This is a genomic window from Candidatus Thiodiazotropha sp. AKIB8 (assembly GCF_058244675.1).
Genome location: NZ_JBSYOO010000009.1, coordinates 1 through 13,551, shown reverse-complemented (window position 1 = coordinate 13,551; position 13,551 = coordinate 1). Strand labels below are relative to the sequence as shown.

The window sequence follows — 13,551 nt, the reverse complement described above, 5'->3', positions numbered from 1 at the left end:
AGCCATATCCATTTATCCACGGCACATTGCTTGCATAGTTTATTGGCAAATAGGTGGAGATACAGAATGATCAATCCGAAAGCACTAGGACTCAGAATACTGCTGGGACTGCTCCTGGCAGGATCTGCCTCTGCCCAGCCCACGGATAATGAACATCAGTCCCATCAATCCATTGCTGATACAGCCAGAGACTACTTGCAATCGACTCTGACCCAGGATGTGGCGGGAGCAACCATAAAAATCTCCTCATTGGATCATCGACTCAAATTAAAGCAATGTGAAACTCCTCTGGAGGCTTTCAGCCCCCCTGGTGGCGTCAAGCTGGGACGCACCTCTGTAGGCGTCAGATGCGCCTCCCCTGCCCCCTGGTCACTCTATATATCTGCCAATGTCGGCATTCAGGCCCCGGTCGTCTTTGCCGTCAGAGACCTGCCAAGAGGAGAGGCGATCGACAGTAAAGATCTTAAAATAAAAATATCCGATACCAGCCACCTGCTCCGCGGATATTTTGAGTCTGTTGACGAAGTGGTGGGACAGACCCTGAAGCGAACTCTGCGCAGAGGCCAGGTTGTCACCCCATCGATGCTGGTGGTAAGAAAAACTATAAAACGGGGAGACCAGGTAACCATTCTGGCAGGCTCTGGTGGTATCCAGGTGCGAATGCAAGGCAAAGCCATTAAACAAGGCAACCCTGGAGATCTGATTACGGTAGTGAACAGCAAGTCAAAGAAGAAGATTGAGGCACGAGTTGTATCGAAGGGATTGGTGATGGTCGACTGAAGTCTGTTACACAGAAATTCGATCTATGATTTAAGTTGCATTAACATAAGACGATATTAGCTTTGTATACATCTCATTGAGGTAGCACGATGCCCATTCAAATCAATAGTCTTTCAAGCCGGAATCTGAAAGGAACGGGCAAGAGCAGCAAAAGTGGCAAGACACAAAGCACAGGGAAGGCCGGCGGAAGCAAAGCCCCGTCAGCAGCTGCAGCAACTTCAGGCGGCGATCGCCTCGATCTTACCGGTGATGCCGGAAAACTACAGGAACTTGAGGGAAGAATCGCCAATATGCCGATTGTTGATGCACAGAAGGTCGAAGCCGTACAACAAGCCCTTGCGAATGGAAGTTTTACTATCGACCCTAAAACAGCAGCCGATAAAATGCTGGCTATGGAACTCTCTCTTCCTTAACCGATATGCCAAACAATACTCAAAATCAAACTACTTTTAGCAAGCTCCTGAATAGCGAAATTGAGCAGACTAATAGCCTGCTTGAGTTACTGAAGCGGGAATTTGAACTTTTAAAAGCCCCACCTTCAATAGCACTGGAAGAGTTGACCGAACAAAAAAAGCAGTTGCTCTTAGAAGTAGAAAAGAGCGTCTCACAGCACAATCAGCTGCTGCTTTCCCAAGGATATAGTTCTGACCGAAAGGGAAATAAAGCGTTTATTCAGCAGTGCCAGAACAGTGATCAGTTGGATCAACTCTGGCGTCAATTCTCATCACTGCTGGAAGCGTGTCAGAAACAGAATGAGATCAATGGGGGGGCAGTGCAACTGAATCAACATCAGGTCGCACAAGCTCTGGATATTCTGCGAGGTTTTGCAAATAGTGACAAGACCTATGGCCCGGCTGGAGAGTCCCGCCCAACCACCAGCTCAAAATCACTCGGAAAGGCCTAGCGGCCCACTAGCAGACTTTCGCACCCCCGCTCGATATAAGGTGCCCTTAATCGCAGAAATCGTCTATTTTAGAAGCAAGATACCAACGAAACACTAATTCTGAGCTTCATCATCGACTGTTTCAGCTATTTTCTAATTAAATTTAGTCATTTGGAGGAATCCAACGTGACCTCGCACAGCCAAAAGCACTATACTTGACGTGGTAAGGGATAGAGACCGTCACATGATGTGATTTTTAGGCGCTAAGTGCCCAAATGGAATTTAGAAAGGAAGCCTACTAAAACACAGATCCTCAGCCTAAATCTGGAGAAATGATGACAAGAGTTACCCTGTTCCGCCTGTTACCCGCCTTACTGTTTCTGCTTGCCTGTGCGAATGTAAATGCTGTGGAGATGAGGCACAATTTCACCCTGACAGGGACCAACGGCGAGACTGGTAGCGGTTTTTTCACCTGGGATGATGCTGTTATCCTCGACGGCAACAATCTACCATTTCTTAACGTAATGACTGGTTCTGTCACCGTCAATGGAGGTACCACCCCTGGTGGCACTCAAACATTCGCACTAGGTGACTGGACAAACGCTGTTCTAGATGTAACACCTGACTTCGTGGCCGATATAAACATCCTGGCCAACAATGGGGCAGAAACACTTACACCTTTATTTCCGAACGTAAACAACACTTCCTGGGGATCCACACTGACGTTTGCCCCTGGCGCTACTGTATTGGCAAATCCACCAGCTAACCCTCGGGCTATCCCATTACTGGACTTCCCCGGTTTAATCATCATTTCACTGCTACTGGCTTTGACCGGCCTCTGGCAAGTAAAGCGTCAATCGAGCAAGAGGTCTTGACCGTCCACCTCGATACCCAGAGCTTTAAGTTTTTTCAACTCTTCGGGGCGATCCAGATCCCACAGTAGCGGCAGTTCACGCCAGCGCCACTCCAGACCACGTAGTGCACTCCTGGTGGTTTCAGCAACGTCTTCTGTTCCCCAATTGTGGCCTCTGAATAGCTCGGCTGCTGCTGCTTTCAAACCCAACAGCACATAACCTCCATCCTGGGCTGGCCCCAATACAGCATCCTCAGTCTCCAACCAGCTAAAGGTCTGTTGTATATGATCAACTGTTAGTGGAGGAGAGTCGACACCAATCAGCACTACCTTTCGGTAGTGACGCAGGGCTCTGTTTGCCGCATGAAACATACGCTCACCAAGATCACTTCCCTGCTGATAGTGAATTGTAAAATCGTAATCTTCAGCCAGTGTTTGTATCAACGGATGAGCTTTATTCGAGCTGAGCCAAAGCTGGATTTGATAGTTTTTCTCTTTCGCCAGCCAATGGATCTCTCTTTGCAGTAAGCGGCTATAGAGTTCTGCCGCACCCTCTGCACCAAGTGCAGGAATCAATCGGGTTTTCACCTTCCCAACTTCAGGGATCTTGCTAAATACAAGCACGGCATTTGAGGGCGATGCAGTTTCATATTCAATGGCCATAGCTTCGATAAAATCCAGCTAAACGGGTGGGACTGACGCCCAGCCAGTAGGCAAATCGTAAACCCCACATCAAAAGAATGGTCGACACTATCCCAGCAGATTCCCAGCGACGACTGGATGTGGTCAATCGTTCACGCAAACAGTTAGGCGCTGCAATACGCTTCAGACGACGACTGATTTCGATATCCTCCATTAATGGCTGCTGAGGAAACCCCCCGACGCTTTCGAACAGCTGTTTTTGTACAAACAGCCCCTGATCGCCGGTGACGATAGCTGTCATCCTCGAGCGCCAGTTCATCATCCACGCCACCACTCGTAACAAGGGATGAGTGCCGTTAAAACGAACATCAAACCGCCCCCATAGAGCGTCGGAATCTGCAATAGTCAGTATCGCATGCTCGATACCCGGCTTGATCTGACTATCGGCATGCAGGAACCAGAGCAGATCACCATCGGCCATGGCTGCACCTGAATTCATCTGAATTGCCCGTCCAGGAGGTGAAACCTGAAACCGATCCACATAAGATTGAAGCGACGTTGAGAGTGGCGGCTCACTACCCCCATCGACCAGAATCAACTGGTGCCCCTGGTGGCGCAGATACTGCAGATCCTGCAGCAACTTCAGCAATCCTTCTCCCTCATTCAGGCAGGGTATCACCACGCTCAACTTAGTCGACATGGATGAATAGTATCCTCAAAGTCAAAACCAATCGGTGCGGCATCGTTTACTCAACAAACGCACCGCCACAACTGCTTCCTTGTCCAGCGGTACACCCATAGCAGTGCTCTGCCACCTGGATATCCAACCCTTTCAGATCCACATCGTAGAGATCCCTCAAATGGGGTTGATAGTTCTCAGCGGATTTAAGATGGATTTTCAACATTTGATTGAAGTCGCAATCATAGAGATAACCCTGCCAATCAACACTCAACAGGCTACGGCACATGACAGCCGCTAAATTTTCAGGCTTGTAGGCTCCTCGCAACAGATTCAGGTAGCTATTAAACTCTCCCTTGGACTGAAGCATACTGCCAAATCTTTGAATGGGCATATTGGTAATGGTGAACAGCTGATTAAACTGAATACCGAACCGCTGTTTAAGCTGAAGACGATAATCTGCTTCCAGGGGCTCCTGGGGAGGTGGAAGTGTCGGGCCAAGAGGATTGAAGACAAGATTCAGTATCAGGCCGCTATCTTTTACACCGTAACCCAACCTATTGAGTTTGAGCAGCGCCTCGATACTTTGAGAATAACTGCCTTTACCCCGTTGCTGATCTACATTTTCCTCCAGGTAACAGGGCATAGATGCGACCACCTCAACCCCATGCCCAGCCAGAAACTCAGCCAGATCTTCCTGACCCGCCTCCTGCATGATCACCAAATTACTTCGATCGATCACTTTAACACCCATCTTTCGCGCCTCTTCCACCAAGTAGCGAAAATCGGGATTCATCTCTGGGGCACCACCAGTCAAATCAAGCTGTTTGAGTTGTTGCTTCTCAAGAAACAGCAGTACATTATCGATAGTCTCACGACTCATCATCTCAGTACGTTTGGGGCCTGCGTTTACATGACAGTGAACACAAGACAGGTTGCAGAGAAATCCCAGATTTACCTGCAGGGTTTCCAGCCTCTCCCGCTGAATAGCGGGAAAGGATGTAGGGCTTAGTAGATGTACCGTATCAAGCATATTTAAATCCCGAATTGTTACTAACCACGCCCCGTCAACTGCGCATGCCGGGCTTTCAGGTAGTGGTGTTCCTTTTGAGCATAGCCACACCCTCTATTTTTAGGGCATCTGATCAGGGATACGGATACGCTTCCATATTGGATGCAATTTTACTGGAATCCTGACTAATCCCATCCTTAGTCTTCCTATGGATGAACATCTCGAGCCTGATGATTCAATATCAATCATACAACCAAAAAACTCGACTTTATCCGTTCAGAAAATAGAAAACATCGTAGCATTTTATATCTAATACAGGGACAATAGCCTGGCGTCCGCCCTCGTAGCTCAGTAGGATAGAGCGATCGCCTCCTAAGCGATAGGTCACAGGTTCGACTCCTGTCGAGGGCACCAACTCGGCACCCAGGAAAACCTTTTAAGCTGCTGAGCCACCATCTCCGATAGTGTCTAAATCGCTTATGTGTTTAATCAATATCAGCACTGAGTCCAACAGCCTCTGTAACAAGAGACCCTATCAGATGAACCTCGTTCGAAATATCACAAACTCTCTGACTCTCCTGCTACTACTATTCAGCCTGGGCCCTGACTGTGTGGCGGCTGCCAGCCTGCAAGGAAGAGTCATTAATGTTTTCAGTGGTGAACAGCTCCAAGCCACCATCTCTGATGGGCGACTACGCCAGATAAAGCTGCTTGGTATCAGAGCGCCGGTAAATTCCAGACGTATCAGTGCCGATGCAAAACAGTATCTACACATGCTTACCGCCGGCCGCGCTATATCTATCGAATACCGGGTCGTTATGGCAAACGGTGTTATACTTGGAACAGTGAAACATGGTGGCGCAGACATCGCACTGCGTATGCTTAAAGCGGGTATGGCACGCGTAGCTGACGAAGCCCATCTTGATCCCGAAACCCGACGGGGTTACCTGGCCGCAGAAAGATTGGCAAGGGGTAGAAAAGTGGGCCTCTGGCAGCAACACTAATTTATGAAAGTCTGCGTTGAGAGGAGACTATCAGATGGGTAAAAAATCAAAAAAAACCAAGCAAGAGCTTGAGGATAAGAGCAAAAAAGAGAGCTCGAAAAAAAACAAGATCAAGAAACCCAAAATGCATAAATCAAAGACACCAATGAACCCGCCGACCATAGATCCTACTCTAAGGTATCAGATGATCGAAACAGCGGCTTACTATATTGCCGAAAGACATGGATTTGATCCTAGAAAATCTATCGAGGATTGGGCACAGGCTGAGCAGGAGATCGACAAGCGTCTGAAAGAAGAGAGTCAAAGCTGATTCAGCTCTATAATGCCAGGATAGGCACAGTGTCTGAAAGGTTAATCTAATTCAGTGATATCAGGCCTTGTCAGATTTTTTTGGCGCTCTCTTTTTACTCTTACCTGATGTTTTGGACTCACTCTTGCGCAGTCGCTTGAGATTTTCACACAGTGCACTCTCCAATGCTTTGTATACTTTTAGCTGAGCTGCCTGATAGCTCGTTTCCGGCTCTCCTACCAACTCCAGGCGCGCACCAAAATAGGCCAGATCCGCCTCCAAAGAGATCGGATTCAGATTGACCCTTAGTTTATTGTGATTTTGGCCCGACAATCTCTCAGTCCTTGCTCATTGACAGATTAATTCTGTACGCTCTAATCTTAACGACTCCAGTCATTCCAAACACCTTGTCTGGTCATCTATTTACAATTTATTCTATTCTGACACAGGATGAACGAATTTTTTACAATATCTACTGCCAAATACCCAGCCTGTGCTAACATTTACTGATAGCTGCACAAAAATAAGTTATATTTACTAGCCAATTGGTTCCAAATAGACGATGACCACAAATCTGGATTCCCTCAGATCCACTTCCGCCTTTTCTGGTGGCAATGCCTCTTTCGTAGAAGACCTTTACGAATCTTACCTCAAAGATCCTGAGAGCGTACCTCCAGATTGGCGACACCAATTTGACCAACTCCCCCATCAGGAGAGACTCGATACCGCCCATGAGCCCATTAGGCAACGCTTCCTCCATCTGGTAAAAGAGAAGCGTTCTGCTACAGCATCACCACAGGAAAACCTCTCTCCTGCAGCTGCTGAGCAACAGGCCTCTGTGCTTCGCTTTATCAACGGTTATCGCATGCGGGGTCACCAGAATGCCAACCTTGATCCGCTAAAGCTACGTGAGATGGTGACCGTCGATGATCTCGATCTGGCTTACCACAAGCTCGACAACATTGACCAAAACACTATATATAACACAGGTTCCCTGTTCGCCCCTGAGCGCATGGCGCTAAAGGATATAATCGAACTGGTGAAAAAGAGCTATTGTGGCAGTGTCGGTACGGAATATGGACACATTACCGATACCAAGCAGAAGCGATGGATACAGGAGCGCATCGAACAGCGACACCTGCTTCAACAATTCAGCGTCAAGGAAAAGAGCTGGCTGTTAACCCTGTTGACTGCGGCAGAAGGCATCGAAAAATATCTGCACACACGCTATGTTGGGCAGAAGCGATTCTCCCTGGAGGGTGGTGAAACACTGATCCCTCTACTTGATGATTTGATCCAACATGCAGGCAAAAATGATATCAATGAAGTCGTCATCGGCATGGCCCACCGTGGGCGTATCAATGTCCTGACCAACATTCTAGGTAAACCGCCACATGAGATCTTTGATGAATTTGAAGGCCGGGTCACTGTTGATCCTCAACGCCTCTCCGGTGACGTTAAATACCATATGGGTTTCTCAACAGATATCGATACTCCCGGTGGTATCGTGCACACGATATTGGGCTTCAACCCGTCTCATCTGGAGATCATCAATCCGGTTATAGAGGGTTCTGTCCGTGCCCGACAACGGCGTCGTGGTGATCATGATGGCTCGCGGGTACTACCAATTCTAATCCATGGTGACTCTGCCTTCGCTGGCCAGGGTGTGGTCATGGAGACACTGAATCTTTCCCAGACACGAGGCTACGCCACCGGTGGAACCGTTCACATCATCACCAACAACCAGATCGGTTTTACCACCAGTAACCCACTGGACACCCGCTCAACCCTTTACTGTACTGACGTTGCAAAGATGGTTCAGGCACCCATTTTTCATGTTAATGGCGATGATCCGGAAGCTGTCATTTTCGTTACCAGGTTGGCACTCGATTTCCGTATGCGCTTCCGCAAAGACGTTGTCATCGATGTCATCTGCTATCGCCGTCTAGGACACAATGAGGCGGATGAGCCGTCAGTGACTCAACCCGAGATGTATCGTAAAATCCGCAACCACCCCACCGTAAGAACCCTGTATGGTGAAAAGCTCGTTCAAGATTCAGTCATTACACCACAACAGGCCAGAGACCTGGTGGATAACTATCGAGAATCGCTGGAGGCAGGTATTGTAGAGGCCAGACCAGTCACCTGCGCACTGCGCCACCCCTATGCTGTACGCTGGAATGGTTTTAAAGGTATCGAATGGGACCATCCCTGCGATACCACTTTATCAATCGACACCTTTAACCAGTTGTCAGATCAGTTGCTTCATGTACCTGGTGGATTCGAGCTCCATCCCAGGGTGGAGAAAATCTGGACCGAACGTCGTCGCATGGCCAACGGAGACCAATTGATCGATTGGGGTTTTGCAGAAAACCTGGCCTACGCCTCAATGTTGACCGAGGGTATTCCAATTCGTCTCTCAGGTCAGGATTCTGGACGGGGAACCTTCTTTCATAGACATGCAGTGCTACACAATCAGAGCGATGGGGAATCCCTGGTGCCGCTGCAGCACCTCAGTCAAAATCAGGCTGATTTTGTGGTTATCGATTCCCTGCTCTCGGAAGAGGCTGTATTGGGATACGAGTATGGCTATGCCACAGCAGATCCAAATTCATTGACCATCTGGGAAGCCCAATTTGGTGACTTTGCCAATGGCGCCCAGGTGGTAATTGACCAGTTCATCACCTCTGGCGGTGAAAAGTGGGGACTATTATGTGGCCTCGTGATGCTGCTTCCTCACGGATATGAAGGACAAGGTGCAGAACACTCATCCGCCCGACCCGAACGTTTTCTACGCCTCTGCGCCAATCACAATATTCAGGTCTGTTGCCCTACCAATGCCTCACAGATATTTCATCTGCTTCGGCGTCAGATCCTGCGTCCATATCGTCATCCGCTGGTTGTCATGACACCAAAGAGTCTGCTGAGACATCGCCTCGCCACCTCATCCAAACAGTCACTCATAGAGGGCAAGTTTGAGAATGTAATCGATGAGATCGATGAGATCGATCACAAGAAGGTAAAACGTGTTGTCCTCTGCACCGGAAAAGTCTACTACGAGTTACTTGAAACACGTCGCTCCAGAGGCTTGGAGGACGTTGCGATCATTCGCATTGAGCAGCTCTACCCCTTCCCGCAAAAAGAGTTCGACAATGTGATACGGCAATATAAAAATGCCAAAATGATTATCTGGTGTCAGGAGGAACCACAGAACCAGGGGGCCTGGGATCAGATAAAACATCGCTTCTACCCATTAACTTCAAAAAGCAGACAGCTACACTACGTCGGGCGCTCTACCGCCGCTGCTCCAGCAGTAGGTTATCGCTCAGTTCACATCGCCCAGCAAGAGACCTTGATAGATGAGGCGCTCAGTGGACGCATCAACCCTAGAATGAATTACAGGAATCAGGCATACCAACAATGAGCATTGAACTACGTGTCCCCCAACTACCGGAGTCTGTCTCAGACGCAACAATATTGAGTTGGCACAAACAACCGGGTGAATCGGTAAAACAGGACGAGACTTTGGTGGATCTCGAAACCGATAAAGTGGTACTCGAAGTACCAGCCCCACAAGATGGACAACTGAAAGAGATACGTTTTAAAGAGGGTGAAACTGTCCAGGCTGAGGATATTCTGGCACTAATGGAGGCAGGCTCTGTTGCAGAAGAAACCCCTTCCAGCCAGCCTGAAACCGGTGCTGAAGAGAGTGAAGATTCCCCGGTCTTGTCACCAGCAGTCAGACGCTTGGTCAATGAAAGTGGCATTGATCCCAATACGATCAAGGGCAGTGGCAAAAACGGCCGTATCGTAAAAGCTGATGTTGAAGCGGCCATTGCGGACAAACCTGCACAGCAAGCCAGCCAACCCAAAAAATCGACACCAACTCAGGCTGTTCCTGCTGATGCTGATGGCAGAGTTGAGCAACGGGTACCGATGACCCGTCTGCGTAAACGGGTTGCAGAGCGTCTGATCGAAGCGCAACAAACTGCCGCCATTCTGACTACCTTTAATGAGGTAAACCTGCAAGCAGTCTCCAATCTGCGAGCAACCCATCGTGACACATTCGAAAAGCGCCATGATGTGAAACTCGGTTTCATGTCATTTTTCGTCAAGGCTGCAGTTGAAGCACTGAAACAGTTTCCAATCATCAATGCCACCATGGATGGAGATGATATTCTCTATCACGGCTACTTTGACATTGGCATTGCAGTCTCATCCCCTCGTGGATTGGTAGTACCCATTCTACGTGATGCAGACCAACTCAGCTTTGCCGCTGTCGAACAACGCATCAAAGAGTATGGTGAAAAAGCCAAGCAGGGTTCATTGAGCTACGATGATCTGACTGGAGGAACCTTTTCCATCACCAATGGTGGTGTATTTGGCTCAATGCTCTCTACTCCGATCCTCAATCCTCCCCAGAGCGCAATCCTGGGTATGCACTCGATTCAGCAACGTCCGGTAGCTGAAAAGGGAGAGATCGTTATACGACCAATGATGTATCTGGCACTATCTTATGATCACAGGATTATTGACGGGAGAGATGCCGTACAATTCCTGGTAACCATAAAACAATTACTCGAAGATCCAAGCCGTTTACTGCTGGAGATCTAATTAATTAACATGGTACCCCTTATCTTCTGCAGATAAGAACAGGATAGGTTATGACACATATTCGCGAGGATGATTTCATCCAAAGCATTGCTGATGCCATACAGTTCATCTCCTACTATCACCCGGCCGATTTTCTCAAGGCCCTGGGTAAAGCCTACGAGAATGAACAGAGCCCTGCAGCAAAAGATGCAATGGCTCAGATTCTGGTTAACTCCCGCATGTGTGCTGAAGGAAGGCGCCCCGTCTGTCAGGATACTGGCATGGTGGTGGTGTTTCTGAAAATTGGTATGGAGATCACCTGGGACAACCAACTGACTATCAATGAGATGGTAAACCAGGGAGTACGGCATGGCTACGCCCACCCGGATAACCTGCTGCGCTTCTCCATGGTCAGCGATCCTCTGGGCTCACGCAAAAACACCGGTGACAATACCCCGGCCATCATCCATACCGAACTGGTAGCGGGTGATAAAGTTGAGGTCAAGATCGCCGCAAAGGGTGGCGGCTCTGAAAACAAATCCCGCTTCAAAGTACTTAACCCTTCTGGCTCCCTGGTGGAGTGGGTACTTGAGGAGATCCCCAAAATGGGTGCAGGGTGGTGCCCTCCGGGAATGCTTGGCATTGGTGTAGGTGGCAGCGCTGAAAAGGCGATGCTATTGGCCAAAGAGTCACTTATGGAACCCATCGATATTCAAGAACTGTTTACCCGGGGGCCTCATAATCGCAAAGAGGAGTTACGCCTGGAGATATATGAGAAGGTCAATGCCCTGGGTATCGGTGCACAGGGTCTTGGTGGGCTAACGACTGTTCTGGATGTCAAGATCAGTGACTTTCCCACCCATGCCGCCTCCTTGCCTGTAGGTATGATTCCCAACTGTGCGGCAACCCGACATGTAGAGTTCACACTGGATGGCAGCGGACCTGCCCTGCTTACTCCACCACAAGCCAGTGACTGGCCAGATGTCACCTGGGAGGCTTCACCCCAGGCACGCCGGGTTGATCTGGATAAGGTCAACAGAGAAGAGATCGCCAGTTGGAAGCCTGGTGAATTGATTCTTCTGAATGGCAAACTGCTGACCGGACGGGATGCTGCTCACAAACGAATTGCAGATCTCTTCGAAAAAGGTGAACCTCTACCCGATCAGGTCGACTTTCATAATAGATTCATCTATTACGTAGGCCCTGTAGATCCGGTACGGGATGAAGTCGTTGGACCTGCAGGCCCTACAACAGCGACACGTATGGATAAGTTCAGTGAATTGATGCTGGGCCAGGCAGGATTGCTTGGCATGGTGGGTAAAGCTGAGCGAGGACCCACTGCAATTGAAGCAATTAAAAAACATAAAGCTGTCTACCTGATGGCTGTGGGTGGCGCCGCCTACCTGGTCTCCAAAGCGATTCGTGGTTCCCGCGTGCTGGCTTTCGAGGATCTTGGTATGGAGGCGATAAGGGAATTTGATGTTGTTGATTTCCCTGTCACCGTCGCAGTCGACAGCCAGGGCGTTTCGGTTCATCAGACCGGTCCTGCAGAGTGGCAGAGCAAGATTGGAAAAATAGCTGTAGTTACGGAGTAGTCCACCATGACCTCTTTTAACGCATTTCGTATACACTTCGACAATTCACAACACTCTGCCGGCGTTGAAGAGCTGCTTCTCGCACCACCGGATAAAGGTGAAGTGTTGATCCGGGTGCAATACTCCAGCATCAACTACAAGGATGCCCTGGCCGGCACTGGCAAGGGAAAAATATTGAGACACTTTCCTCTCACTGGGGGTATCGATGCCGCAGGAGAGGTAGCAGAGAGCAATGACAGGCGCTTCAAGGAAGGCGACCCGGTGATTGTTACAGGCTATGAGCTCTCGGCAACCTCTGATGGTGGCTATGCTGAATATCTCAGAGTACCTGCTGACTGGGTTATTCCTCTACCCGAGGGGCTTACCCTGGCTCAATCAATGGGGCTTGGTACAGCAGGCTTTACCGCAGCTTTGGCGCTGCACCGGATGGAAATCAACGGCCAACGTCCGGATATGGGCCCTATTCTGGTAACAGGTGCAACGGGGGGTGTCGGCTGTCTCGCAGTCAATATATTCGACGGCGAAGGTTTCGATGTCCATGCCGTTACGGGAAAGCAGGAGCAACATGCATTTCTGCAACACCTCGGTGCTCAAGAGATACTTGGACGGGAACAGATCACATCCTCTCACCACGCTTTGGAACGCGCACTCTGGGGTGGAGCTGTGGATAGTGTGGGCGGTGAAATGCTCTCTAGCATCGCCTGCAAGATTAAACCCTGGGGTAACATCGCCTCCATTGGCCTGGCTGGTGGACATGTATTGAATACTACAGTGATGCCCTTCATTCTTAGAGGCGTCAGCCTGCTGGGTATCGATTCTGCCAGCGCTCCTTATGATATTCGCATGGAGATATGGCAGCGTCTTGCAACAGACCTAAAACCGAGACACTTGGATGATATCGTTCAACAGAGTGTCAGCCTGGAGCAACTACCTGATACCTTTGAGCGCATGCTGACAGGAGAGATACACGGTCGAACCCTGGTGGCAATTCAGGAGTAATCCAGTCAGAAGGGTGCGCCCCAACCGCACCATTCTCCTCATAAGCTATCGGCCTGTGGCTTGTCCAACTGTTTAAAAATCCACCTGACCACCCTTCAAAATCAGGAACCTGCTATTGAAATGGAGCGGCCAACTTATTTTTTTAGGATAATATGTAGCCTGGATGGAGCGCAGCGGAATCCGGGAAGAGATGTGTCGGATAACCCGGATTCCGCTGCGCTC

Annotated in this window: 14 protein-coding genes and 1 tRNA gene; 11 read left to right on the top strand and 4 right to left on the bottom strand. The window is 49.3% G+C overall.

Annotation, left to right across the window (positions count from 1 at the left end; genetic code table 11):
- The first annotated feature begins 66 nt into the window (after positions 1 to 66).
- The 4 genes from flgA (at position 67) to AC4IFB_RS01345 (ending at position 2,538) form a co-directional block, all read left to right on the top strand.
- Complete coding sequence (gene flgA, locus AC4IFB_RS01360; RefSeq protein ID WP_490779155.1) at positions 67 to 780, top strand: flagellar basal body P-ring formation chaperone FlgA; 714 nt, start codon at positions 67 to 69, stop codon at positions 778 to 780.
- Between the two features lie 89 nt (positions 781 to 869).
- Positions 870 to 1,193, top strand: coding sequence for a flagellar biosynthesis anti-sigma factor FlgM (flgM, locus tag AC4IFB_RS01355; protein WP_490779154.1), 324 nt, complete (start codon positions 870 to 872; stop codon positions 1,191 to 1,193).
- A 5-nt stretch (positions 1,194 to 1,198) separates the two neighbouring features.
- Positions 1,199 to 1,684, top strand: coding sequence for a flagella synthesis protein FlgN (locus AC4IFB_RS01350; RefSeq protein WP_490779153.1), 486 nt, complete (start codon positions 1,199 to 1,201; stop codon positions 1,682 to 1,684).
- Positions 1,685 to 1,995: 311 nt separating this feature from the next.
- Complete coding sequence (locus AC4IFB_RS01345; RefSeq protein ID WP_490779152.1) at positions 1,996 to 2,538, top strand: hypothetical protein; 543 nt, start codon at positions 1,996 to 1,998, stop codon at positions 2,536 to 2,538.
- Here the strand turns inward: AC4IFB_RS01345 and AC4IFB_RS01340 are convergent.
- The 3 genes from AC4IFB_RS01340 to arsS are packed head-to-tail and all read right to left on the bottom strand — an operon-like array spanning position 2,517 to position 4,870.
- Positions 2,517 to 3,179: a TIGR04282 family arsenosugar biosynthesis glycosyltransferase gene (locus tag AC4IFB_RS01340; protein ID WP_490779151.1), complete on the bottom strand. Its 663-nt coding sequence runs from the start codon at positions 3,177 to 3,179 to the stop codon at positions 2,517 to 2,519. The two genes, AC4IFB_RS01345 and AC4IFB_RS01340, sit on opposite strands and share 22 nt — an antisense overlap.
- Entirely contained in the window at positions 3,169 to 3,858 is a 690-nt protein-coding gene (locus tag AC4IFB_RS01335; protein WP_490779150.1) for a TIGR04283 family arsenosugar biosynthesis glycosyltransferase, read from the bottom strand. Before AC4IFB_RS01335 ends, AC4IFB_RS01340 begins: the two co-directional genes overlap by 11 nt.
- A 46-nt stretch (positions 3,859 to 3,904) precedes the next feature.
- Positions 3,905 to 4,870, bottom strand: a complete 966-nt coding sequence (arsS, locus tag AC4IFB_RS01330) for an arsenosugar biosynthesis radical SAM (seleno)protein ArsS (protein ID WP_490774982.1) — start codon at positions 4,868 to 4,870, stop codon at positions 3,905 to 3,907.
- Positions 4,871 to 5,186: 316 nt separating this feature from the next.
- On the opposite strand from arsS, the gene AC4IFB_RS01325 reads away from it, so the two are divergent.
- The 3 genes from AC4IFB_RS01325 to AC4IFB_RS01315 all read left to right on the top strand — a co-directional run bounded on the left by AC4IFB_RS01325 (position 5,187) and on the right by AC4IFB_RS01315 (position 6,163).
- Positions 5,187 to 5,263 (top strand) — tRNA-Arg (locus AC4IFB_RS01325).
- Between the two features lie 125 nt (positions 5,264 to 5,388).
- Entirely contained in the window at positions 5,389 to 5,853 is a 465-nt protein-coding gene (locus tag AC4IFB_RS01320) for a thermonuclease family protein (RefSeq protein WP_490774983.1), read from the top strand.
- Between the two features lie 34 nt (positions 5,854 to 5,887).
- The gene (locus AC4IFB_RS01315; protein WP_490774984.1) at positions 5,888 to 6,163 is read left to right on the top strand and encodes a DUF2934 domain-containing protein; all 276 of its coding nucleotides are present in this window, start codon (positions 5,888 to 5,890) and stop codon (positions 6,161 to 6,163) included.
- Between the two features lie 60 nt (positions 6,164 to 6,223).
- On the opposite strand, the gene AC4IFB_RS01310 is transcribed toward AC4IFB_RS01315, so the two are convergent.
- Positions 6,224 to 6,475, bottom strand: a complete 252-nt coding sequence (locus tag AC4IFB_RS01310) for a fumarate hydratase (RefSeq protein ID WP_490774985.1) — start codon at positions 6,473 to 6,475, stop codon at positions 6,224 to 6,226.
- 229 nt (positions 6,476 to 6,704) lie between these two features.
- On the opposite strand from AC4IFB_RS01310, the gene AC4IFB_RS01305 reads away from it, so the two are divergent.
- The 4 genes from AC4IFB_RS01305 to AC4IFB_RS01290 are packed head-to-tail and all read left to right on the top strand — an operon-like array spanning position 6,705 to position 13,329.
- Entirely contained in the window at positions 6,705 to 9,566 is a 2,862-nt protein-coding gene (locus AC4IFB_RS01305; RefSeq protein ID WP_490774986.1) for a 2-oxoglutarate dehydrogenase E1 component, read from the top strand.
- Positions 9,563 to 10,756 carry a 2-oxoglutarate dehydrogenase complex dihydrolipoyllysine-residue succinyltransferase gene (odhB, locus tag AC4IFB_RS01300; RefSeq protein ID WP_490774987.1) on the top strand — a complete coding sequence of 398 codons (1,194 nt, stop codon included), beginning with the start codon at positions 9,563 to 9,565 and terminating at the stop codon, positions 10,754 to 10,756. Before AC4IFB_RS01305 ends, odhB begins: the two co-directional genes overlap by 4 nt.
- Positions 10,757 to 10,806: 50 nt before the next feature.
- Complete coding sequence (locus AC4IFB_RS01295) at positions 10,807 to 12,330, top strand: fumarate hydratase (RefSeq protein WP_490774988.1); 1,524 nt, start codon at positions 10,807 to 10,809, stop codon at positions 12,328 to 12,330.
- 6 nt (positions 12,331 to 12,336) lie between these two features.
- On the top strand, positions 12,337 to 13,329 hold the full coding sequence (locus tag AC4IFB_RS01290) for an oxidoreductase (protein WP_490774989.1): 993 nt from the start codon (positions 12,337 to 12,339) through the stop codon (positions 13,327 to 13,329).
- The last annotated feature ends 222 nt before the right edge of the window (positions 13,330 to 13,551 follow it).